The sequence below is a fragment of the Variovorax sp. GW822-FHT04A09 genome (assembly GCF_058801005.1).
This window is the reverse complement of the sequence record NZ_JBXAMV010000002.1, coordinates 578,339-600,691: the sequence shown is the minus strand read 5'-3', so window position 1 is coordinate 600,691 and position 22,353 is coordinate 578,339. Positions and strand designations below refer to the sequence as shown.

Here is a 22,353-nt window from a genome sequence, read left to right as displayed (position 1 = left end):
GATGCGACGGGCCGCGCAGGCCCGTCGCTGACTTACTCGTCGCTGGCGTCGTTGCCCGTCATCGCGAGCACCTCTTCGACAAAGGCCTCGAAGCGCGGCAACGCGGCAGGCAGCCCGTCGAGCGAAGCGGCCTCGCCCGCATCGAAGAAATGCGGCGCATCGGCGGGAATGGCGACCCATTCCCCGCCTTCGACCAACAACCCCAGATACCCCTCCGCCGTCGGCAGATAGAACAGCCCCGCGCTGTCGAGCGTGCGCTGGCCTTCGGCTTCGCCGCGCCCCCAGCGCACGCCGTGGCGCGCGAGGTGGTCGCTGATCCAGCCGTCGCACACGTGCGTGTCGCGCCAATTGGCCTGGCCATCGAATACGGCGAGCACGGGCATGGGGCGTCCTTCGCTGAAGCCTGATGGATTACTGCAGGAAGCTGGGCTTGGCGTAGCCCTGAAACTTGCTGTCGACCACCGTCTTGAATTCCTTCGAGCGGTAGGCGTCGGCGATGTCCTTGGCCCAGGCGGCGTTCTTGTCGGCGCTCTTCACGGCGACCACATTCAGGTAGTAGTCGGGCGTCTTCTCGAGCACCACGGCCTCGGTGAGCTTCAGGCCCGACGAGATCGCGAAGTTGCCGTTGACGATGGCGTACTCGGTGTCACCCAGCGAACGCGGCAGCTGCGCGGCCTCGAGCGGAATGAACTTGAGCTTCTTCGGGTTCTCGGCCACGTCCTTCTCGGACGCGCGCAGCGGATCGATGCCGGCCTTGATCGTGACCAGCTTGTTCTGCTCCAGCAGCACCAGCGCGCGCGCCAGGTTGCTCGGGTCGTTCGGCAGCGTCACGCGGTCGCCTTCCTTCACGTCGGCCAGCGTCTTGCGCTTGGTCGAGTACACGCCCATGGGCGCGATCGGGCCCTGCACCAGCTCGGCGAGGTCCAGCTTCTGGTCGGCCGAGAACTTCTGCAGGTAGACCCGATGCTGGAAGAAATTGGCGTCGAGCGAGCCCTGGGCCAGCGCGAGGTTGGGCTGCACGTAGTCGTTGAACTCGACCAGCTTCACCTTGTAGCCCTTCTTCTCGAGGATCGGAATGATGCCGGCCTTGAGCTGGTCGGCATTGGAGCCGGCGGTGCCGCCGATCACGAGGTTCTTCTTGGCGTCCTGCGCCTGCGCCGACAGCGAGAGGCCGCCGAGCGACAGCGCGACGAGGGAAACGGCGAGGACGGAACGGCGCAGCAGTGCGGTTTTCATGGAATGAGCAGAAAAATGAAGGGGAAAAGAAGGAAACGAATCAACGCTTGTCGAGCCGGCGCGCCGTGGTGTTGCCCACGAACTGCAGGATCTGCACCAGCACCACGAGCAGCGCCACGGTGAGCACCATCACGTCGGTCTGGAAGCGGTAGTAGCCGTAGCGGATCGCCAGGTCGCCGATGCCGCCGCCGCCCACCACGCCGGCAATCGCCGAGTACGACAGGAAGCTCACGGCCAGCACGGTGAGCGCGAGCACCAGGCCCGAGCGCGCCTCGACGATCAGCACGCGCCAGACGATCTGCAGCTCCGAGGCGCCCATGGCATGCGCCGCCTCGATCACGCCGCGCGGCACCTCGCGCAGGCACTGGTCGACCAGCCGCGCAAAGTACGGAATGGCCGCGAACGACAGCGGCACCGCGGCCGCCAGCGGACCGATGGAGGTGCCCGCGATGATCCGCGTGAACGGCACCAGCGCCACCAGCAAGATGATGAACGGGAAGGAACGCACCGTGTTCACGATCCAGTTGAGGATGTGGAACGCCGGCTTGTTCTCGAGCGACTGGCCCGGCCCCAGCAGGAACAGCAGGATGCCCAGCGGCCCGCCGATGAGCACCGCCGCCGACAGGCCGATCGCCAGCATCAGGAAGGTCTGGCCCGTGGCCGTCCACAGCTCGGGAAGGATGGGGGTGATGTTCTCAAACATAGGCCAGCTCCTGCGCGTTGCGCTGTGCGGTCGCCACGCGCGGCGCCACGGGTTCGCGCGCCTCACGTTCGCGGCGGCGCACCAGTTCATCGATCTCGCGGCCCAGCGCGGTCTTGCGTTCCTCGCTCGAGGCATCGACAGCGAACTGCTCGATGAGGCGGCCCTTTTCGAGGATGGCCACGTTGCGGCACAGCACCTCGACCACCGAGAGCTCGTGCGTGACGATCACGATGGTCACGCCGATCTTCTGGTTGATGTCGCGCAGCGTTTCGAGCAGCGCGCGGGTGGTTTCGGTGTCGAGCGCCGAGGTGGGCTCGTCGCACAGCAGCACCTGCGGGCGCGGCGCCAGCGCGCGGGCGATGGCCACGCGCTGCTTCTGGCCGCCCGAGAGCTGGGCCGGGTAGGTGTCGATCTTTTCGGCCAGGCCCACGAGGTCGAGGCACTCGCGCACCCGCTCGTTGATCTCGGCCTTGGAGTGGCGACCATGGATCTTCAGCGGGAAGGCCACGTTGTCGAACACCGTGGCGTTCTGCAGCAGGTTGAACTGCTGGAAGATCATGCCGATGTTCTGGCGCGTGTCGCGCAGCTCGCGGCGCGACAGCGTCGTGAGGTCGCGCCCGCCGACGAACACGTGGCCCCCGTCGGGCCGCTCCAGCAGGTTGATGAGGCGCAACAAGGTCGACTTGCCGGCGCCGCTCTTGCCGATGAGGCCGAACACGTCGCCCTGCTGGATCTCGATCGAGAGCGATTGCACGGCGTCGAACACCTCGCCGCTGGGCAAGGCAAACGACTTCTGCACCGATTGAAGACGGATGACCGGCGCTGCGTTGCCGCGTGCCGCATCAGGCGAAGGGAAGGTCATGAAAGAAGGCGCGGGCCGCACAGGCGCGACCGCGCAGGTTCGCAAAAAGGTGCCGAGTATGAAAAGAAACAAGCCGAAAGGGAACGAACAAATCGGCTCGTGCTTATATGAAAAATCAGATAAGAAAGACCACATGGAGCGAGTGGACGCCATATCGATATGAGGATTGGTTCGTTCCCGATCCGCGGCGGCAATGCCACATTCGGCGCCTTCATTTCTTCGATTTCGCGCCACCATGCATTCCACTTTCCGCCGCCGCGGCCTCACGCTCGCCACCCTCGCCACCCTCGCCACCGCCCTTTTCGCTGGCAACGCCGCCTTCGCGCAGGACAACAAGAACACCGTCAAGGTCGGCATTTCCGTCGGCAGCGCCGAGCAGGTGTTCGAGGTGGTCAAGAAGGTCGCCGCCAAGGACGGCCTGACCGTCCAGGTCGTGGTGTTCAACGACTACCAGCTGCCCAACGCGGCGCTGGCCGCCGGCGACCTGGACGCCAACGCCTTCCAGCACCAGCCCTTCCTGGACAACCAGATCAAGGCACGCGGCTTCGACCTCGTGCCCGTGGGCCTGACCATCACCGCGCCGCTGGGCTTCTACTCGCGCAAGATCAAGTCGATCGACCAGCTGGCCGACGGCGCCTCGGTCGGCATCCAGAACGACCCCTCGAACGGCAACCGCGCCCTGCTGCTGCTGCAACAGGCCAAGCTCATCACCCTCAAGCCCGAGGCCGTGAAGAACAACAACGCCACGCCGCTGGACGTGGTGACCAACCCCAAGAAACTCAAGCTGGTGTCGCTGGACGCCGCCCAGCTGCCGCGCTCGCTCGACGACCTGGCCATTTCGGCCATCAACAACGACTACGCCGAGAAGGCCGGCCTGTCGTTCGGCAAGGACGCCGTCATCAAGGAATCGGCCCAGAGCCCGTACGCCAACCTGATCGCCGTGCGCCGCGCGGACAAGGACAAGCCCTGGGCCAAGCGCCTCGTGGCGGCCTACCAGTCGCCGGAGGTGCGCAGCTTCATCGAGACGCAGTTCAAGGGGTCGCTGATTCCGGCGTTCTGATTTCGGCGCCCGCGCCTTCCCCCCGAGAGGGAAGGCGCAATACAGGGGCGCTGCCTGGCGGGTTGGCGGACCGTGAGAAAATGACGGGTTCCCCCGAACACCAACCTCACACAGTCAGGACACCCCATGGACGCAGAACAGATCAACCAAATCGGCGCAATGCTCGCGGACCTGAGCGTCCGTACGGTCGATTTACGGAGGTATCTTTGACTACGATGCCAAAGCTGAACGACTGAGGACAGTCAACGCATCGCTCGAAGACCCGAACGTCTGGAACGACCCGAAGAAGGCCCAGGAACTGGGCAAGGAAAAGAAGTCGCTCGACGACGTGGTCGTCACGCTCGACCGGCTCACCAACGGGCTGTCGGACAACACCGAGCTCTTCGAAATGTCGAAGGAAGACGGCGACCTCGACGGCCTGCAGGCCATTGCCGATGACGCCGCCACGCTCGAAGCCGACATCAAGCAGCTCGAATTCCGCCGGATGTTCAACAACCCGGCCGACCCGCTGAACGCCTTTGTCGACATCCAGGCCGGCGCCGGTGGCACCGAGGCCTGCGACTGGGCCAGCATGCTGCTGCGCCAGTACCTGAAGTACGCCGAGCGCAAGGGCTTCAAGACGCAGATCGAAGACGAAACGCCCGGCGACACCGCCGGCATCAAGGGCGCGACCATCAAGGTCGAGGGCGACTACGCCTTCGGCCTGCTGCGCACCGAGACCGGCGTGCACCGCCTGGTGCGCAAGTCGCCGTTCGACTCGTCGGGCGGGCGCCACACCAGCTTCGCATCGATCTTCGTGTACCCCGAGATCGACGACTCGATCGAGATCGAGATCAACCCTTCGGACGTGCGCACCGACACCTTCCGCGCCTCGGGCGCCGGCGGCCAGCACATCAACAAGACCGACTCGGCCGTGCGCCTGACGCACATCCCGACCGGCATCGTCGTGCAGTGCCAGGACGGCCGCAGCCAGCACAGCAACCGCGACGTGGCGTGGAAGCGCCTGCGCTCGCGCCTGTACGACCACGAGATGCGCAAGCGCCAGGAAGAGCAGCAAAAGCTCGAGGACAGCAAGACCGACGTGGGCTGGGGCCACCAGATCCGCAGCTACGTGCTGGACAACAGCCGCATCAAGGACCTGCGCACCAACGTCGAAGTCTCGGCCACGCAGAAGGTGCTCGACGGCGACCTCGACGTGTTCATCGAAGCCTCGCTCAAGCAAGGCGTCTGACCGATGAGCCTGAACACCGGCAGGGTCGAAGCCCTGATCTTCGACATGGACGGCACCATGATCGACTCCATGCCCTGGCATGCGCGCTCGTGGGTGACCTTCGCGCAGCGCCACGGCGTGCAGCTCGACGTGAGCGAGATCCTCGCGCGCACCACGGGCCGCACCGGCACCGAGAGCATGCGCGAGCTGTTCGAGCGCGAGCTCTCCGATGCCGAGTGCCAGGCGATGGTGCACGAGAAGGAAGAGATCTACCGCGAGCTCTTCCACGACAACTTCACCGAAGTGGCGGGCTTCACCGCCTTCGCCAAGGCCGCGGTGGCACGCGGCCTGAAGGTGGCGGTGGGCACGGCCGGCGACAGGCACAACATCGCGTTCGCCATGTCGCGCCTGAAGATGGACCCGCTGCCGCTGGCCATCGTCGGCGGCGACGAAGGCTTTTCGGGCAAGCCCACGCCCGCGATCTTCCTGGAAGCCGCGCGCCGCATCGGCGTGGCGCCCGAGCGCTGCATCGTCTTCGAAGACGCGCCCTTCGGCATCGAAGCCGCCCGCCGCGGCGGCATGCGCGCCGTGGCCGTGTGCAGCACCCATACGGCCGCCGAGCTGGCCGGCCCCCACGTGATCGCCGCCGTTCGCGACTACAACGAACTGGCCCATTCGAATTTTCTGGAGACCCTCGATGCTGCTTCAGCGTGACGCCCAAGGGCAACCCATTGCCATCCGCCGCGAAGACTATGCCGCGCCGGCGTTCTGGATCGACACCGTCGACCTGACCTTCGACCTCGACCCCGCCAAGACCCGCGTGCTCAACCGCATGCAGCTGCGCCGCAACCCCGAGGTGCCGGCCCAGCCGCTGCGCCTGGACGGCGACGAGCTCAACCTGGCGCGCGTGCTCGTGAACGGCCAGGGCGCCTCGTTCCGCATGGAAGGCGACCAGCTCGTCATCGACGGCCTGCCCGACGCGTTCGAGCTCGAACTCTTCACCACCTGCTGCCCCATCAAGAACACCAAGCTGATGGGCCTGTTCGTGAGCGAAGACACCTTCTTCACGCAGTGCGAGGCCGAGGGCTTCCGCCGCATCACCTACTTCCTCGACCGTCCCGACGTGATGGCGATGTACACCGTCACGCTGCGCGCCAGCAAGGCCGCCTACCCGGTGCTGCTGTCGAACGGCAACCTGGTCGACCAGGGCGAGTTGCCCGAGGGCCGCCACTTCGCCAAGTGGGTCGACCCCTTCAAGAAACCCAGCTACCTGTTCGCCCTGGTGGCGGGCAAGCTCGTGGCGCGCGAGCAGCGCATCACCGCGCGCAGCGGCAAGGAGCATCTGCTGCAGGTGTACGTGCGCGCCGGCGACCTCGACAAGACCGAGCACGCCATGAACTCGCTGGTCAACTCCGTGCTGTGGGACGAAGCCCGCTTCGGCCTGCCGCTGGACCTCGACCGCTTCATGATCGTGGCCACCAGCGACTTCAACATGGGCGCCATGGAGAACAAGGGCCTGAACATCTTCAACACGAAGTACGTTCTGGCCAACCAGGCCACCGCCACCGACGCCGACTACAGCAACATCGAAAGCGTGGTCGGCCACGAGTACTTCCACAACTGGAGCGGCGACCGCGTGACCTGCCGCGACTGGTTCCAGCTGTCGCTGAAGGAAGGCCTCACCGTCTTCCGCGACCAGGAGTTCAGCCAGGACCTGTGCGCCGACGCCTCGGCCCGCGCCGTGAAGCGCATCGAAGACGTGCGCGTGCTGCGCACCGCCCAGTTCCCCGAAGACGCCGGCCCCATGGCCCACCCGGTGCGGCCCGACAGCTACATCGAGATCAGCAACTTCTACACCGTCACCATCTACGAAAAGGGTGCCGAGGTCGTTCGCATGATGCAGACGCTGGTCGGCCGCAAGGGCTTCGAAAAGGGCATCACCCTGTACTTCGAGCGCCACGACGGCCAGGCCGTGACCTGCGACGACTTCGCCCAGGCCATTGCCGACGCCAACCCCGATTCCGAACTGGCCCGCCTGCTGCCCCAGTTCAAGCGCTGGTACAGCCAGGCCGGCACGCCCCGCCTGGCCGCGCACGGCGTGTACGACGCGCAGAACCGCAGCTACACCCTGAGCGTGGTGCAAAGCTGCCCGCCCACGCCGGGCCAGCAGACCAAAGAACCCTTCGTCATCCCGCTGAACATCGGCCTGCTCGACGCCGCCACCGGCCGCGAGCTGCCCATGCAACTCGAGGGCGAAAGCGACGTGGCACGCGGCACCCGCACCATCGTGCTGTCGCGCGCCGGCGAGCAGATCACCTTCGTGGGCCTGGACGCCGAGCCCGTGCCGTCCATCTTGCGCGGCTTCAGCGCGCCGGTGATCCTCGACTTTGCGTACACCGACGCCCAGCTGCTCACCCTGCTGGCCAACGACCCCGATCCGTTCAACCGCTGGGAAGCCGGCCAGCGCCTGGGCCTGCGCGCCGCGCTGCAAGCCATTGCCGCGCACGCCACCGACACCACGCCGGTGCTGAACGACGCCTACCTCGACGCCATGCGCGGCGTGCTGCGCCACCCGCAACTCGACGCCGCCTTCAAGGAACTGGTGCTCACGCTGCCGTCGGAAACCTATATTGCCGAGCAGCTCGACGTGGTCGATCCGCAACGCGTGCACCTCGTGCGCGAAGCCATGCGCGCCCAGCTCGCCACCGCCCTCTTCGCCGACTGGGAACAGGCCTACGAAGACAACAAGGACACCGGAGCCTACACGCCCGACCCGACCTCGTCGGGCCGCCGCGCGCTGGCCGGCATGGCGCTCAACTTCCTGTGCCTGGCGGCGCGCGCCTCGGGCGACACCGTGTGGCCCGGCAAGACGCTGCAGCGCTTCAAGGACGCGGGCAACATGACCGACCGCTTCAACGCACTCAACGCGCTCGTGTCGTCGGGCCACACCCTGGCGGCGCAGGCGCTCGCGCGCTTCCACGCCATGTTCAAGGACGAGGCGCTGGTCATCGACAAGTGGTTCTCGCTGCAGGCCGGCGCCAGCGACCGCGGCGGCGACATCCTGCCGCTGGTCAAGCAGCTCATGAAGCACCCCGACTTCTCGCTGAAGAACCCCAACCGCGCGCGCAGCGTGATCTTCAGCTACTGCAGCGGCAACCCCGGCGCCTTCCACCGCGCCGACGCGGCCGGCTACGTGTTCTGGAGCGAGCGCGTGATCGAGCTCGACGCCATCAACCCCCAGGTGGCCGCCCGCCTCGCGCGCGCGCTCGACCGCTGGAGCAAGCTGGCCGAGCCCTACCGCAGCGCCGCACGCGAAGCGATTGCCCGCGTGGCCGCCAAGCCCGACCTCAGCAAAGACACCCACGAAGTCGTGACGCGCGCCCTCGCCGGAAACTGAACCCACTGAACCCACAAGATCCATGGCTCAACAAAAAATCTCCTTCACCCGCTACCTCGTCGAGCAGCAACGCGCCGACGGCCTCATTCCCGGCCAGCTGCGCCTGTTGCTCGAAGTGGTCGCCCGCGCCTGCAAGAGCATCAGCCAGGCCGTCAACAAGGGTGCGCTGGGTGGCGTGCTCGGCACCGCCGAGAGCGAGAACGTGCAGGGCGAAATCCAGAAGAAGCTGGACATCATCGCCAACGAAGTGCTCATTGAAGCCAACGAATGGGGCGGCCACCTCGCGGCCATGGCCAGCGAAGAGATGGAAACCATCCACGTGGTGCCCAACCGCTACCCGCAGGGCGAATACCTGCTCATGTTCGACCCGCTCGACGGCAGCAGCAACATCGACGTCAACGTGAGCATCGGCACCATCTTCAGCGTGCTGAAGAAGCCCGACGACACCCCCGGCGTGCAGGAAGCCGACTTTCTGCAGCCCGGCACCCAGCAGGTGGCGGCGGGCTACTGCATCTACGGCCCGCAGACCACCCTGGTGCTCACCGTGGGCAACGGCGTGGCCATGTTCACGCTCGACCGCGAGCAAGGCAGCTTCGTGCTCACGCAGGAAGACATCCAGATTCCGGCCGACACCAAGGAATTTGCGATCAACATGAGCAACATGCGCCACTGGGACGAGCCCGTGAAGCGCTACATCGACGAATGCCTGGCCGGCAAGGAAGGCCCGCGCGGCAAGGACTTCAACATGCGCTGGATTGCCAGCATGGTGGCCGACGTGCACCGCATCCTGATGCGCGGCGGCGTCTTCATGTACCCGTGGGACAAGCGCGAGCCCGAAAAGGCCGGCAAGCTGCGCCTGATGTACGAGGCCAACCCCATGAGCTGGCTCGTCGAGCAGGCCGGCGGCGCCGCCACCAACGGCAAGCAGCGCATCCTCGACCTGAAGCCCACCAAACTGCACGAGCGCGTGAGCGTGATGTTGGGTTCGCGTCACGAAGTGGAGCGTTTGACGCAGTACCACGCCGAGAAGCCTTGATTTCTTGGCTATAATCTGAGGCTTCGCCGGTGTAGCTCAGTCGGTAGAGCAGCTCATTCGTAATGAGAAGGTCGGGTGTTCGATTCATCTCTCCGGCACCAATCTAAAAACCCCGCTATCTCTTGATAGCGGGGTTTTTTTATTTGCACCCCACAGTCAGTCGGCACCCGGCAAATTTGGCAAATGTCTCGGAAGACTCTCGCTTCCTTTCAGATCCTTTGCGAAATTCGGTACGCATTCTTAATGCCACGCCCCACATTCAGAGCACCCAAGCAGATACATAGGGAACGACCCTAGGAGATGAGGCACATCACGCCACGTTCTGAAAGTGAACGTAAGATGTTTGTTTCTTGCCCGCCGAACGCATTGACTGAGTCGGGCGACAAGGCCCACAGAAGGCTCACCGACCAGATCAATCGCAGATTGCCAAGGCACTCCTCGCAATGATTCGAGAAGCTTTTGGGCTTGATGATGCTCTGGAACGAGCAGTGTTTCGAACAACAAATGGAGTTTTGGAGAAGATGGAACAACCCAGCATGCCTGATCTCATCAACGAACCGGATCCCTCCAGACTGATCTTTGGTTTGCGCGACACCGGCTACAACGTACGCACCGCTGCAGCAGACATCATCGACAACTCGATCGCTGCGAAAGCCGATCGTATTAACGTCGAAATCATTTTGCGCCCGGATGGGCGAAAGCTTGTTTATTTCGGTGACAACGGCGAAGGTATGGATGCAGATGGGGTCCATCGTGCAATGCGCTATGGTGCGCCCGAGCGAGACAACCCGGAAAGCCTCGGAAAGTTCGGCCTAGGGCTAAAAACGGCCTCAAGCTCAATATGTCTTAAATTCACGTTGATCTCAAGAAAATCAGGGGATCAAGAATTAAGAAAGCTCGCATGGGACTTGGATCATGTTGCGAAGCAACGACGATGGGAGATGCTCCAAGAACCGATAACGCCTGATGAGCAAGAGGCGTTTGAAGATTTTTGCGGAGACCATGGAACCTTGGTTATCTGGGAAAAATGCGACCGAATATTATCCAAAGATTACGATGCGGGAGGCACCCGAGAACAAGCAGCAATCAAGCGGCTTGGCGAAACATTGAGCAAGCACCTTGCTCTTGTTTATCATCGTTTTCTAGACAAGAAGGACGCACGAGAACGGAATATTGAAATTCTGGTCAATCAAGTTCTGGTTGCTCCATGGAATCCATTTTACCCAGAAAGAGCCGAGCAAGTTCTTTCAGAAAAAAAGCAAAACTTGGTAGTGGAGTTGCCAGATGGCTCAGAGCAAGTTGCAAAAATTCGCGCGTGGATTCTTCCGCACCGAAGTGAAATGACCAAAAGCGAAGAGCAGCTGTACGCTCGGATTTCGAATAAAGCACAAGGCTTTTATGTCTATCGCGAGGGTCGACTTATTCAAGATGGCAGTTGGATGGATGTATTTGGTGCACCCGAGCCTCACACCTCATTATTGAGAATTGAATTCGATTTTGGCCATGCCTTGGACGATGCGTTTCGTATTGATGTTAAAAAGTCGCGCATCCTTTTTCATCCTGACCTCGAAGATGGCCTACGTGAACTCTTGCAACCTGTCTACCGCGAAGCTGGACGGCGATATCGACGACAGACGCGCGACAAAAATACCCAGCAAATCGATCACACCAGCGCTAACAAAAATATTTCGGACACGACAAATGCAGACAAGCCGCAAGTTACGTCAGTCGACAATGCAACCCAGTCCGCAGTTATTTCCAATAATCTTGGCCCCAAGATAAAAATCAAGCTTGCAGTCCAAAACCACGTAAGTCCCGAGACGATACACGTAGACGCAGTTGACAGCATCACTACCGGAGAACTTTGGCAGCCAGCAATGCGTAGTGCGGGGGAGATAGGCCACGTTCCAGCAGTACTGCTTAACAAACATCACGATTTTTATCAAAAAATCTACCAGCGCGCTGCTGCAAACGGATTTGCCGTTGAGGGAATGGACTTGTTGCTCTGGGCTTTTGCCATTGCAGAGCAAAATAATACAAACGCGGAGATGGAGCCGATATTTGAAGATATTCGGACTGAAATTTCGAACAACCTTAGAAAGCTGCTGCGCAATATTCCTGATCTTGAGCCAGGGGACTTGACCGCCACTGACGAGGAATGAGATGCTGCTCGGCAAGAAAGATCTGATCGTTCAAGCCCTTCAGCAGGGAACTGGCGCTGCGATCGAAGCAGCTCTAAAGCACGGAGGCCTGCGCACCGGGATTAAGATCTGGTTTGGCGACCTGGACGACAGACATGGGCCGGTGGCCGAACTGCGTCCTTACGGTTTAGGAGGCTATCGTGTCGAGCTCACCTTTGGAGGCTATTCGAGACAGGTGATCGACAAGATTCAATGTGCCTCGCTCGAGGATGTGCAGCTTGCCAGAGCATTGGTGGAGTCCATCCGAAGCGACGTTGAAGTCCAAATCCCAAATCAGAATCTCTCCAACTGGACCGTCAACGACGGAGCATTTCGGATGATCGCGATCATTCGCCTTAGGGGCCAGCCGAGCGGTGATGCTGCACTGGTCAAGACCTGCAATGACGTAATTGTTCCGATAATGGCTGCAATGGCAGAACTCATTGGATACGACGAGGTAATTGATTCGCCGCAGGACGAGTCGTCTGCGATTGAAGGCGCGATCCTTCAGTCCGTCGTGAAGCGTAGAGAGAGGAATCCCCGCAACCGACTACTTTGCATTCGCATTCATGGCGAGAAATGCTTAGTCTGCAATTTAGAACCAAAAAAAATCTACGGAAACGCCGGAGACATCATCGAGGTCCATCACCTTGAGCCTCTCTCCTTAATAACAGCGCCGAGGCCCTATGACCCCCGGGTCGACTTGGTTCCCTTATGTCCAAGCTGCCATAGGGCTCTTCACACAAGGCGACCTATTCCATTTTCACTGAAAGAATTAGGGGCATTAATGGAGGCAGCAAATGGTTGATCTGTTGGCACTTCCGTATTCTTTCGATGAGCTTCGCATCGCTATTCCGGAAGGCTTCTCTCTTTCTGAGCGCCTGCTCGATCCAGTGATTTCTATTGATAGGCGTGGAGGCAATATCGTGGCTTGCCTTGCGGGAGCGCGTACGTCCCGCGGAGAGCGAAAAATCTACCCGACCCCCAGCAATCTCCATACTTGGGTGGCAGACGGAACCACTATCCGTCCTCTACCACGTGACTCGGTCACCCAATTTTTCAGTATGCTAGGAGAAGCGAATCCGAATAGCCTTTCCTATAGTGAATCGCTGCGGCTCGTCGAGCGGGGAGTAAGCAGTATTCCGGCAGAGATTCATGGGAACCTTCTTGAATCTGGACGAACTGCGTCAGAACGGTACGACGCGGAAGTTTTAGTACCAGGCCTGAATGCGAAATTATTCCCTTATCAAGCGCGTGGCGTGCTTTGGATGAAGGAGACCATCAGTCAAATGGGTGGACTGATACTTGCGGATGAAATGGGCCTTGGAAAAACCCTGCAGATTATCGCCCTACTGCAGTTGGATATCCCACCGATTTCAGCACCTGCATTAATTATTTGCCCTACCAGTCTGATCGCAAATTGGGTTCGGGAAATTTCAAAATTCGCCCCCACCCTCAGTGTGATGATTCATCGGGGCGCCAATAGAGCAGGAGTTTATCGCGATCTCCAAGTGGCAAATGTCGTAATCACGACATACGATACGATGGTGAATGACATATCCATCTTCTCCTCCTTTGAATGGTCGTGGCTGATTTGTGATGAAGCGCAAGCAATAAAAAATCCCGACTCAAACCGTAGAAGAGCAATTATTCGGATACCACGCCGCAGATCGATTCCCATGACAGGTACGCCTGTAGAAAATAGCCTATTGGACCTCTGGTCGCTTACAGATTTTTGTATTCCTGGGATTTTAGGCTCGCGTCGGGATTTCGAAGCCAGCTATCCAGACAGCATCGAATCTGCCCAAGCGCTAGCAGTCCTGACTGATCCTGTTTTGCTCAAACGCAAGGTAGCCGATGTGGCTAGCGATCTACCCGAGCGTATCGATGTCGACGTGCCGCTAGAGCTGGACGGTGAGCTTGCAGAGCACTATCGCAATGTGAGGAAGGCCACGATGGCCAAGTACCCCACAGCCGGCGCGCTAGTAGCGACCCTACAGCTGCAGCTTATCTGCGCTCATCCATGGCTGCGCACGACTGATGAGGATGCAGATCCGCAAGCAGAGAATGCCAGCGTCATTCGCTCGCGTGCCTATCCACTGATGACACCCAAAATGGAGCGGCTGCTAGCAATACTTGATGAGGCCTTCTTCAATCGGCAAAAAGTGATCGTATTCGCGCTGTTCAACCGTATTGGTGAACTCATTCGTGAAGCGATGCCGACCAGCTCCCGAATTCATTGGGACGCAATCAATGGATCTACTCCCCAAGAGGAACGTCAACCTATCGTTGATCGGTTCACCTCGCATGAAGGTCCTGCTTGCCTAGTTCTCAACCCCAAAGCAGCAGGCGCAGGATTGAATATCACCGCGGCCACGATAGTGGTTCATTTCACCCCCGTTTGGAACCCAGCCATCGAAGCGCAAGCAAGTGCGCGTGCACACCGCCGTGGACAAACCCTCCCGGTTACAGTCTTCCGTCTTTTCTATAAGGACACAGTGGAAGAAGTAATGGTCGACCGTTCGCTCTGGAAAACAGAGCTGGCGAATGAAAGCGTCCCTGTCTCAACGAGAGATGCAGGCGACATCAAGCGAGCTCTCGAAATAGAACCAGGAAGGTCATGACGATCATTGCATTCCGAAAGACACTAAGTGCCAATGATGTAGGTGCGACTGGAGGGCATCAGGGCGGAATCCTCATCCCTAAAACCAATATGGAACTTCTGGCCTTCCTCCCTGTGCTCGATCCGACCACCAAGAATCCTGACGCTTGGATCGACTGTGTTGACGAAGCTGACGAAACCCGACGGTTTAGATTCGTCTACTACAACAACTCGTTGCACGAAGAGAGTGGCACACGCAACGAATATCGCATTACTTACATGACCAGCTACTTCCGAGAATGCAATGCACGCACGGGCGACGTGTTCGAAATTTCCCGAAGTGCAGGTCAATCGCTCTACTCGATAAGAGTGCTAAAGCAGGGAGCCACAAAAATCCCGACGTCCGAGGGTGACCAAATCCGCATCAAGATTTCCTCTACCTGGCAGCGCGTGCATTGATGGTGGTCCATTGATGATTGTTAATGGACACGATTCCATCCTCCAATCCTGACCCTAGGCGCCTCGTTCTCATCCCGATACCCGTTCGCCCGCGCCTGCCCCAGAATTTGCAACGCCGCAATGGACTGCCGTTCTGAAGGAATACGCCCGTTTGTGGCCGAGCATGCTCGGACAATACTGAGGTCGCGCGGGGAGAACGACCCATTGCCTTCCCCCCATGTGCGCAATCGAATCCAAAAGTCGTGTCCTGCTGATACGACTCTCGACTGGGCTTCGATACCGGATACGAATGCAGCCTCGCGGCGCCCCTCCTTCGCCACCGCTCGTGCCTCCTCTGCCTCTATAAGGCAATTCTGCAGTGATGGTCCGTACGCGATCTGGAGCTGCTTCAGCCGCTCCCAACATGCCTGTTTCTTCGCCCATTCAGTGGTGTTCTTGATCCCAAGAATCGGCTCGGTAAGGACTGCGGATGCAGCCTCAGCCGCCTTCAAAAGCACGGTATCGAGAGGCTCTGCGACGGCTTGAATTTTCCATACAGCTTCCAGATCCACGACGCAGCCAGCCGCCTCAGCGTCCGCAGAAAACTTCGCAATTGCATAGGTCACGATGTTCGCGCGGTATCCGCCAGGATACCAATTTTGCTTGGGAATAGTTTTTTCGAGATGACGGAAAACAATCAACTTTGAAATCAATCTGCGATACCACATCTCATCAAATCGGGCATTGCTTTTAGTCCAAGATTCACCTGTATCTTTGGCAAATTCTGAAAAATTCTTCTGCGCGCCCTTGCTTACTGTTTCAGGCCTGCCTCGGAATGAAAACTCCACTTTTGCAAGATCTGTTTTTGAAAAAAATTGCCCTTTGGGAAAATTAATATCAAACTGGCGTTTCTCTATATCCGAACGCTTGGAACGCTCCACAAGATATTGGCCGCGAGCTCGTTCATAAAACCAACGCGTCTCCCTGTTAGAGCCTTGTAGCGCAGGAGCAAGTACTTTGCGAGAGTACTCTTCGATGCGAATGTGAAATGGATGGTTCGAGAAAAAATCTGCTGCACTAACCTTATTCTGACTGTTTGCATTTTGGGAAATTCTGGGAACTATTTCCTCAGCCCGCGAAGGAGGCACCACTGTCAACTTCATCTGCACATGAAGGTTCTTCAGGCTGACCGGTGACAGTCTTTTAGCGGCATGAAGTGAGGCGGTCGTCTGCCCGCCATTCACTATTTGCAGATTTTTTGCCGACACGATGGCCAGCCCCCCTTCGGATTTTTCGGTCGTGACCTCTTCTGCAGTTGCTGAAATTCCGTTGTTATAAGAGAAAAACATTTCGGGCTCATTCTTAATCGTATCCCGAATCCCTTGATTCACTTTTCCTCTGGCTTGCAAAAAGCTGCGGACATTTGACTCAAGGAGACGTGCGCCCCATTTTTCATAAATGTCAGACAATTGCGTACCTGGGATGACCATTAGGTAGCTTTCTAACTCGTCGTTATGCCTAGACGCAGCTAGCGCCGGGACCGCCCCCCCATAGTCACTACGGAAGTTAATCACAAGCCCTTCATGCGCTTGCCCGGATAACTCATATCTATGAAAACGCGAAAGGTCCCACACGTTGTACGTCACCGCCACGCCGTTCAGAAGGCCCGCATGGACTGCATCTGTCCGGGCGCTGTATATGGCATTGGTGACGAGGATCAGCTTGACTTTGGAGATTGCGGTCCATGTCAGCGCGATCGTCTCTGCGAGGCCTGACACTGGGCTACCCACAGGAAGTGAGGTACGAAAATCCTCTTGGCGACAAGCAACCAGAAAGTTGACCAGATGGCCGAAAAGGCGCTTCGTATCCGCCGCATTCAGCGTCATTGGATCTCCCGAGCCTTGGAACTCGCAGATCATGATGCTCAGCACGCCATCAGCATCCCGCGGATCTCCTCCACTGCCATCAACACGAATGGTCTTGGCACCGCTAGCTCTTTCAAAACCGGCACGTTCGACTGTGTCGATCTCTGCTGCCGATTCAAGTCGCGCGGCCATGTGTTCGAAGAAAATCTCTTCGGGATCGATACCGCTATCTGTAGCCTCCCGAGAAATATCCTCCAGAAGTGCTTCCCCAAATTCCGCGATGGTGCTCAAGTGGCCTCCAGATGCATCGAAACGTACAAAGAAGTTGTATTTTGCAACGCCATCTGGGAATTGCAAAGCCTCACTAGTCCTTCTCTCTCGCTCCGATCGCGGCACGGCTCTTTTCGCTTGACCGTTCTCTTCCTCGACACGCAAAAATCCCCATGCTGCTAGAGAAAACAAAGGATCTCTTTTCCATCCCTGTAGGAGATACGGTTTCCAAAAGAAATCTGTACGACTTGATTCAGTTTTCTAAAGTCGTAGGCTCTGACTATTGGTCCGGCAAGGATGGAATCATTGGAAACACGCCTCAACAAGGGATTAACTGGATAGGTCAGTCTCCCGAAGTCCAGGGTGTTCTCATCAAGACACGCCCCGGCTCTTACGCTGATGATGGCTGGGCGGATGAAGAAAAGTCGGCCTATCACTACTCGTTCAAGGCCCGGAAGGGTGAAATTTCCGCGAAGGAGAAGGCAAACCAGGTCCTCCTTGGGCAGCAGCAGTACCGCTACCCCATTCTTCTTTTCACCGAGAACTCTGACGGCTGGTCCTTCGAAGGCCATTTTTCCGTCTCCGAGCTTGCAGAAAAGTTCGTTGTACTAACTCGTGCACCGCAATCTCTGCTCGGCCCCTTTCCAGCATCGCAAGAAGAACAGACTTTCACAGAGGGTGGAAGAAAGTACGTGGCACACCTTATGGCGGAACGGAACCGAGGGGTCGTTGAGGTATTGAAGAGCACAACTTCGTGGGTATGCGACATCTGCCACTTGGACTTTTTGACAAGGTACGGTATGAAATACATCGAAGCCCATCACAAGGTGGCACTCGCGACGTACTCCGCGAGTCATGTTGTCCGCACCGAAGACCTTGCTCTACTCTGCCCGAACTGTCACAAGGCTGTTCATATTCACATGAAAAATACCGGCGCCGACTACAGCGAGATCAAGGCGCTCCTGCGAACACATGCCAGAGATGACATAGCAAGTTAGATGGTCTGCCCTCGCAGCTTGCCAATGAGTACCGCTCCTGACGGAGCCGTGTTCAAAGGCGTCCTCAGTCGCTCAATATGAAGCCCCCCGGAGATCCAGATTGCCTGAACCCTCGCGTATCCATTCTTCAAGTTGATCGAGCAGGTCAGCAAAGCTTTCCACAGGTCGGTTGCGAATTGAGCATTCCCAAACGACCGCAGTGCGCCATCCCAGCGTATGCAACGCCTCAAGAGACCTCTGGTCACGCTCGCGATTGGCACCTATCTTTGCCTCCCAGAACTCGGTGTTCGAAGCAGGCAAACGAAAGAGCGGGCAATCATGCCCATGCCAGAAACACCCATTCATGAAGATCGCAATCTTTGCTCCGATGAACGCCATGTCTGGTCTGCCAGGCAGTGTGCGGTTGTGCAACCGATAGCGTAGACCCCGGGAGTGCAGTGCCCTACGCACCACCAGTTCGATTTTGGTGTCGCGGCCCCGGATGCCGGACATCATCCGGCTGCGCGTGGCCCGATCGACGATATCCACTTCAAGCCAATGTAAGTTGGGCTGCGTTCTTCTGTTCTTCGATGAGCGTCACGATCGCTGGCTTCATTGCCACTGCAGCTGCAGCCATCACTGGCATCACCACTGAATTGCCGAACTGCCGATAAGCCTGCGTATCACTCACCGGGATGATGAAGTTTTTTGGAAACCCCATGAGACGCGCGCATTCACGCGGCGTCAGTCGGCGAGGGTTTTTTCCACTGCCCTGCGACACGAGAATTTCAGAGCCATCCTTGTGATACCTAGCCGATAGTGTCCGAGTGACGGAACGTCCGTCAACAAGACCGAAACCGAAGCCATTACCGGCCGCTTTGTGCTTTGCCGCGTAGGCTTGAAGATAGGTCCAGAGGTTGTCTGTCAGCGTATAGCGCTCAGCGACCTTGCCCTTCAGTCCAGTCGTATATGGCTCCTCAGCTTCTTCACTGCCGTCCTGAGGATGCAAGATCGATTTCAGTCGGGGACCGTGCTCCGGCAGATGAACATCATTCCATCGAAAACCTGCGTCGCGGCGGAAGCCGGCGATCAGGATGCGCTCGCGATGTTGCGGCACGAAATGCTGACCATCAACCACCCGGTATTCGATGTGATATCCGAGTTCCTTCTCCAGCGTCTCCCGGATGACGCGAAAGGTGTTTCCCTTGTCATGACTGACGAGGTTCTTGACGTTTTCAAGAAGAAACGCCTTGGGTTGTTTAGCCGCAAGAATGCGTGCCACATCGAAGAAAAGCGTGCCTTGCGTCTTGTCCTTGAAACCGTGATCGCGCCCCAGAGAGTTCTTCTTTGAAACTCCTGCAATCGAGAATGCTTGACAAGGAAAACCCGCCAGCAACACATCGTGATCGGGAATGCTGTACTCATCAACCTTGGTAATGTCACCCTCAAAGTGGTGATCGTGCGAGAAATTCGCTTTGTAGGTTTTCACCGCGAAGGGATTCCATTCACTGGTGAAAACGCACTTCCCGCCAGCCATCTCGAACGCCTTCCGGTTGCCGCCGATGCCTGCAAAGAGGTCGATGAAGGTGAAGTCCGCAGCAGGGCTGCTTGCCTTCCGTTTTTCAGCAGCCAGAATGCTGCGGATGGCCGGCATCTCCAGTGCAGAAGGATGCGTCTCCTGTCGCTCCCAGCGACCGATTGTTTTGGGATCGAGATCGAGAAGCTCGGCCAATTCTTTCTTGTTGAATCGCGTCAACGCGTCGCGCAGGATGTCGAGGAAGTCGTTCGGGTCGCCCATATGTATTCTCCGTGATCTGGGAAGAATAGCAGACAGGGTGTCTTTTTTACGTCCGACTGTATTTTTTTCCAGTACCCAAGGGAAGAGGTCGCTCGACAGCCCTTCCCAAGCCCCATAACAGGCGCGGGATTTCACCCATCCTCAAGCCCGCCTGCCACCAGTTCAAGGCGGCCAGCAGGTGCTTGAGGTTAGCCCTTGGCCGCCGCCCTCATCGCGAACTGCAGGAGGCCCGCTGCCTCGCCCGCCAAATCTGCAGCAATCCACATGATGTTGTCCCGATGCTTGGCTCCGATCGCCTCGAACCACTCGCCCTCATCGCCATAACAACAACTCAGCAGCGATTGCAGCTGGGTCAACTTGTTCTCGAGGATGTCTGACGCGTCCGGCTGGTGGTTCGCGTCGTGGGAGGCAGGCGTATTCCGCCCGGCGATAATTTGATCAGCCATTTGGTGTGCTCTCTTTCCAAAGTAATGCACGTCGCTTGGTCAGACGGTCAGGGTGTTAGCGCACCCTGGCCGTCGCCTTTTGTGCCTCACATCGACATCGCTGCGGTGTGCATCGATGTCCCGCCGTGAGGCGCGGCGGTCGTTCAAATGTAGGGAGAGAAGCGCGTCAGCGGAAGCCTCTCACGGTGAACAAATGAGGACTCGCGTCGACTTGTAGTGGCGCACGCGAAGACGATCCCCTTGCGAGCCACTCGCCTGCCTCAACCAGCACCCGAGGCCCACGCCTCCACCCGCCGCACCAACGCATCCCGCCGCGCCACCACCTCCGCCAACAGGTACTGCCGCGCCTGCTCTTGCGCCACGTCGCTCGACAGAAACCACTGCTCGCGCTCGGCGCTGCCTTGCGGTGGCGGGGTGCCCCACCCTGCTTCACCGTTGGCGCCTCTGAACGCTTCGGTCACGGGCAGGCGGCCGTCGGTCTTGCCGATGCTCGACAGCGCATCGGGCGGGCCGTCGAGCGCGATGCGCACGTGCACGACGCTCTCGCCTTCGGTGTGGATCGATGCGCCAAGGCCGCCCTCGCGGTGCACACGCCACAGCTCGGCCGCGGAGGCGTTGCGGACCCAGCTCTCCAGGGCGCGGACCAGGCTCTCGAGAATGATTTGTTGGTTCATGAGGAATATTTCACACGTTTCTGTCTGGTGTCGGCAAGGGGCCACGGTGCGATGGGGCCAAAAAGCCGTTGTAACTTCTTGCCTTGGCGCCTGCGCTATATTTCTTGGCATGGAAAAGGCATCCGACATAGGCAAACCCACGGTTCCGATCGATCTGATCGGGCCGGAACATTGGGTCCGTTCACGGCGCGGCCCTCGCCGTACGACGAAGGTGCTCTTCATCTTGCTCGGCGGGCTCGCAGCAGCCACAGCAGTGGCTTACAGCTTCTTCGGCGCGGGGCGCTGAACACAACAAGCCACTCGCGCCTTCATTCACTCACATACGCATCGCTCGCGCACCGCGAGCCGCACAAGGCAAAGCCCGCTGTCCGTTGATCCAACGGGCAGCGGGCTTCTCTCTTTGTGCGCGTGGCGCTACTGCAGCCGCGAGCCGCGCGGCAGGCGCTTGGCCAGCCACTCGTGCACGTCCGCGCGGATGTTGCGGCCTTCGAGCAGGAAGTTCTCGAAGCGGCTCGGCACGTACGGCAGGTAGACCAGCGGCATGCCCGCTTCTTCGGGCGTGCGCGCGGCCTTGCGGTTGTTGCAGACGGCGCAGGCGCTGACGAGGTTGGTCCAGCTCCACGGGCCGCCGCGCGACTCGGGCATGACGTGTTCGCACTGCAGGTCGCGGTCGGCGAACACCTGTGCGCAGTAGGCGCAGGTGTGGCGGTCGCGGCGCAGCAGCTTGGCCTTGGTCACGCCGGGCACGACGTCGAAGAGGTTGATCTTCGACGCACCGCGCAGCGCGATGATGGGCGCGACGTCGATGCGCGACTGCACACCGCGCGCCACGTTGAAGCCGCCGCGCAGCGTGGCCAGCGGCAGCGCGCCGTCTTCCCAGGCCACGTTGCCGGTGGCGTAGTGCAACACCGCCTGCTCCAGCGAGATCCAGGCTTGCGGCGTGCCCTGAATATCGAGTTGCAGGACGTGTGAATGCATGACGAATCGCCTCCCTTCGCGGCGATGGCTTGTGGTGAACGGATGGGGTGCACGAACGGAATCGAACCGTTGTCAGCGGGACCACAACCCGCGGCTCTGCCATTGAGCTACACGCACCATTGAAGAAACAGAAGACGAGCAGTGCTGAGCGGCTACCACTCACCCGACGCGCGCACGCGCTGGTCGAGGTCGAGGCTGTCGAGCGGCGCCTCGCTGCCGCCCGGCAGTGCCGACGCGCGATCCGCCACGTAGCGTGTCCCGAGCCCCACGCCGAAGCGCTGGGCCAGCGACCACACCATGTGCCTGCGCGGCAGTGGTGCCGGGTGCACGGCGATCATCCGGATCGGTGTGTTGCGCTTGCGCATGAGGGCCTCCTTGGTGGGTGACAAAAAAAGAAAGTAATGACTCGAAAAATGTCCGGTGACGGGTTCCGGCGCCGCCCTATCTTTGCGGCCGGTTTCCACGGGAGGGCCATGCGTTGGCATGGCCCGGTCCCGCTCGGGTGTGGTCCGTGTGGCAGGAGTTGAACCTGCGACCCTCTGGTCCCAAACCAGATGCGCTACCAGGCTGCGCCACACACGGAAGAAAAACAAAAGAAGCCTGCCGCGCTTCCATTTCGGT

General features: G+C 59.4%; 22 protein-coding genes and 3 tRNA genes. 12 read left to right on the top strand and 13 right to left on the bottom strand.

The window, feature by feature from the left end; translation table 11 throughout:
• Positions 1-32 precede the first annotated feature (32 nt).
• From AC1RLW_RS13905 to AC1RLW_RS13890, 4 genes are read right to left on the bottom strand one after another with little or no spacing between them, the layout of a single operon-like run.
• Positions 33-383, bottom strand: a complete 351-nt coding sequence (locus tag AC1RLW_RS13905) for a hypothetical protein (RefSeq protein WP_390342121.1) — start codon at positions 381-383, stop codon at positions 33-35.
• 28 nt (positions 384-411) lie between these two features.
• A complete protein-coding gene (locus tag AC1RLW_RS13900; protein WP_070062374.1) occupies positions 412-1,236 on the bottom strand; it encodes a MetQ/NlpA family ABC transporter substrate-binding protein in 825 nt (274 codons plus the stop codon).
• A gap of 40 nt (positions 1,237-1,276) precedes the next feature.
• Entirely contained in the window at positions 1,277-1,939 is a 663-nt protein-coding gene (locus tag AC1RLW_RS13895; RefSeq protein WP_062473319.1) for a methionine ABC transporter permease, read from the bottom strand.
• On the bottom strand, positions 1,932-2,801 hold the full coding sequence (locus tag AC1RLW_RS13890) for a methionine ABC transporter ATP-binding protein (protein WP_493193494.1): 870 nt from the start codon (positions 2,799-2,801) through the stop codon (positions 1,932-1,934). Before AC1RLW_RS13890 ends, AC1RLW_RS13895 begins: the two co-directional genes overlap by 8 nt.
• Before the next feature lie 235 nt (positions 2,802-3,036).
• Here AC1RLW_RS13890 and AC1RLW_RS13885 point away from each other — a divergent pair, with 235 nt between their 5' ends.
• From AC1RLW_RS13885 to AC1RLW_RS13840, 10 genes are all read left to right on the top strand, one after another.
• A complete protein-coding gene (locus tag AC1RLW_RS13885; protein WP_493193492.1) occupies positions 3,037-3,861 on the top strand; it encodes a MetQ/NlpA family ABC transporter substrate-binding protein in 825 nt (274 codons plus the stop codon).
• Positions 3,862-3,987: 126 nt separating this feature from the next.
• Positions 3,988-5,092, top strand: a protein-coding gene (gene prfB / locus AC1RLW_RS13880) for a peptide chain release factor 2 (protein ID WP_095950518.1) whose coding sequence is annotated in 2 segments (ribosomal slippage) — positions 3,988-4,068 and positions 4,070-5,092 — 1,104 coding nt in all. Because the reading frame shifts where the segments join, the coding sequence is not laid out codon by codon here.
• A 3-nt stretch (positions 5,093-5,095) separates the two neighbouring features.
• Positions 5,096-5,785, top strand: coding sequence for an HAD family hydrolase (locus AC1RLW_RS13875; RefSeq protein WP_070062371.1), 690 nt, complete (start codon positions 5,096-5,098; stop codon positions 5,783-5,785).
• The gene (pepN, locus tag AC1RLW_RS13870; protein WP_139702014.1) at positions 5,769-8,468 is read left to right on the top strand and encodes an aminopeptidase N; all 2,700 of its coding nucleotides are present in this window, start codon (positions 5,769-5,771) and stop codon (positions 8,466-8,468) included. Before AC1RLW_RS13875 ends, pepN begins: the two co-directional genes overlap by 17 nt.
• 22 nt (positions 8,469-8,490) lie before the next feature.
• Entirely contained in the window at positions 8,491-9,504 is a 1,014-nt protein-coding gene (locus tag AC1RLW_RS13865; protein ID WP_056571748.1) for a class 1 fructose-bisphosphatase, read from the top strand.
• A 25-nt stretch (positions 9,505-9,529) separates the two neighbouring features.
• A tRNA-Thr gene (locus tag AC1RLW_RS13860) sits at positions 9,530-9,605 on the top strand.
• A gap of 435 nt (positions 9,606-10,040) precedes the next feature.
• A complete protein-coding gene (locus tag AC1RLW_RS13855; protein WP_493193490.1) occupies positions 10,041-11,666 on the top strand; it encodes an ATP-binding protein in 1,626 nt (541 codons plus the stop codon).
• A 1-nt stretch (position 11,667) separates the two neighbouring features.
• Positions 11,668-12,492: an HNH endonuclease gene (locus tag AC1RLW_RS13850; protein ID WP_493193489.1), complete on the top strand. Its 825-nt coding sequence runs from the start codon at positions 11,668-11,670 to the stop codon at positions 12,490-12,492.
• On the top strand, positions 12,485-14,308 hold the full coding sequence (locus tag AC1RLW_RS13845; RefSeq protein WP_493193487.1) for a DEAD/DEAH box helicase: 1,824 nt from the start codon (positions 12,485-12,487) through the stop codon (positions 14,306-14,308). Before AC1RLW_RS13850 ends, AC1RLW_RS13845 begins: the two co-directional genes overlap by 8 nt.
• The gene (locus tag AC1RLW_RS13840; RefSeq protein WP_493193486.1) at positions 14,305-14,745 is read left to right on the top strand and encodes an EcoRII N-terminal effector-binding domain-containing protein; all 441 of its coding nucleotides are present in this window, start codon (positions 14,305-14,307) and stop codon (positions 14,743-14,745) included. The genes AC1RLW_RS13845 and AC1RLW_RS13840 overlap by 4 nt, the downstream gene beginning before the upstream one ends.
• Positions 14,746-14,765: 20 nt before the next feature.
• Here the strand turns inward: AC1RLW_RS13840 and AC1RLW_RS13835 are convergent, their stop codons facing one another.
• On the bottom strand, positions 14,766-16,880 hold the full coding sequence (locus AC1RLW_RS13835; RefSeq protein ID WP_493193484.1) for an AIPR family protein: 2,115 nt from the start codon (positions 16,878-16,880) through the stop codon (positions 14,766-14,768).
• A 152-nt stretch (positions 16,881-17,032) separates the two neighbouring features.
• On the opposite strand from AC1RLW_RS13835, the gene AC1RLW_RS13830 reads away from it, so the two are divergent.
• Entirely contained in the window at positions 17,033-17,857 is an 825-nt protein-coding gene (locus AC1RLW_RS13830) for an HNH endonuclease (protein ID WP_493193483.1), read from the top strand.
• 72 nt (positions 17,858-17,929) lie between these two features.
• Here AC1RLW_RS13830 and AC1RLW_RS13825 read toward each other — a convergent pair whose 3' ends face one another.
• From AC1RLW_RS13825 to AC1RLW_RS13810, 4 genes are all read right to left on the bottom strand, one after another.
• Complete coding sequence (locus AC1RLW_RS13825) at positions 17,930-18,385, bottom strand: very short patch repair endonuclease (protein ID WP_493193482.1); 456 nt, start codon at positions 18,383-18,385, stop codon at positions 17,930-17,932.
• A 1-nt stretch (position 18,386) separates the two neighbouring features.
• On the bottom strand, positions 18,387-19,634 hold the full coding sequence (dcm, locus tag AC1RLW_RS13820; RefSeq protein WP_493193481.1) for a DNA (cytosine-5-)-methyltransferase: 1,248 nt from the start codon (positions 19,632-19,634) through the stop codon (positions 18,387-18,389).
• A gap of 188 nt (positions 19,635-19,822) precedes the next feature.
• Positions 19,823-20,080: a hypothetical protein gene (locus AC1RLW_RS13815; protein ID WP_493193479.1), complete on the bottom strand. Its 258-nt coding sequence runs from the start codon at positions 20,078-20,080 to the stop codon at positions 19,823-19,825.
• Positions 20,081-20,340: 260 nt separating this feature from the next.
• Positions 20,341-20,754: a hypothetical protein gene (locus AC1RLW_RS13810; protein ID WP_493193477.1), complete on the bottom strand. Its 414-nt coding sequence runs from the start codon at positions 20,752-20,754 to the stop codon at positions 20,341-20,343.
• Between the two features lie 109 nt (positions 20,755-20,863).
• On the opposite strand from AC1RLW_RS13810, the gene AC1RLW_RS13805 reads away from it, so the two are divergent.
• A complete protein-coding gene (locus tag AC1RLW_RS13805; protein ID WP_157627325.1) occupies positions 20,864-21,040 on the top strand; it encodes a hypothetical protein in 177 nt (58 codons plus the stop codon).
• Positions 21,041-21,168: 128 nt separating this feature from the next.
• Here AC1RLW_RS13805 and AC1RLW_RS13800 read toward each other — a convergent pair whose 3' ends face one another.
• The 4 genes from AC1RLW_RS13800 to AC1RLW_RS13785 form a co-directional block, all read right to left on the bottom strand.
• Positions 21,169-21,732 (bottom strand): HNH endonuclease, encoded by a 564-nt coding sequence (locus tag AC1RLW_RS13800; protein ID WP_062473294.1) that lies wholly within the window; start codon positions 21,730-21,732, stop codon positions 21,169-21,171.
• A gap of 43 nt (positions 21,733-21,775) precedes the next feature.
• Positions 21,776-21,849, bottom strand: a tRNA-His gene (locus tag AC1RLW_RS13795).
• Positions 21,850-21,884: 35 nt separating this feature from the next.
• Positions 21,885-22,121 (bottom strand): short-chain dehydrogenase, encoded by a 237-nt coding sequence (locus AC1RLW_RS13790; protein ID WP_493193475.1) that lies wholly within the window; start codon positions 22,119-22,121, stop codon positions 21,885-21,887.
• Between the two features lie 116 nt (positions 22,122-22,237).
• Positions 22,238-22,314: transfer RNA gene (locus AC1RLW_RS13785), tRNA-Pro, on the bottom strand.
• Positions 22,315-22,353 lie beyond the last annotated feature (39 nt).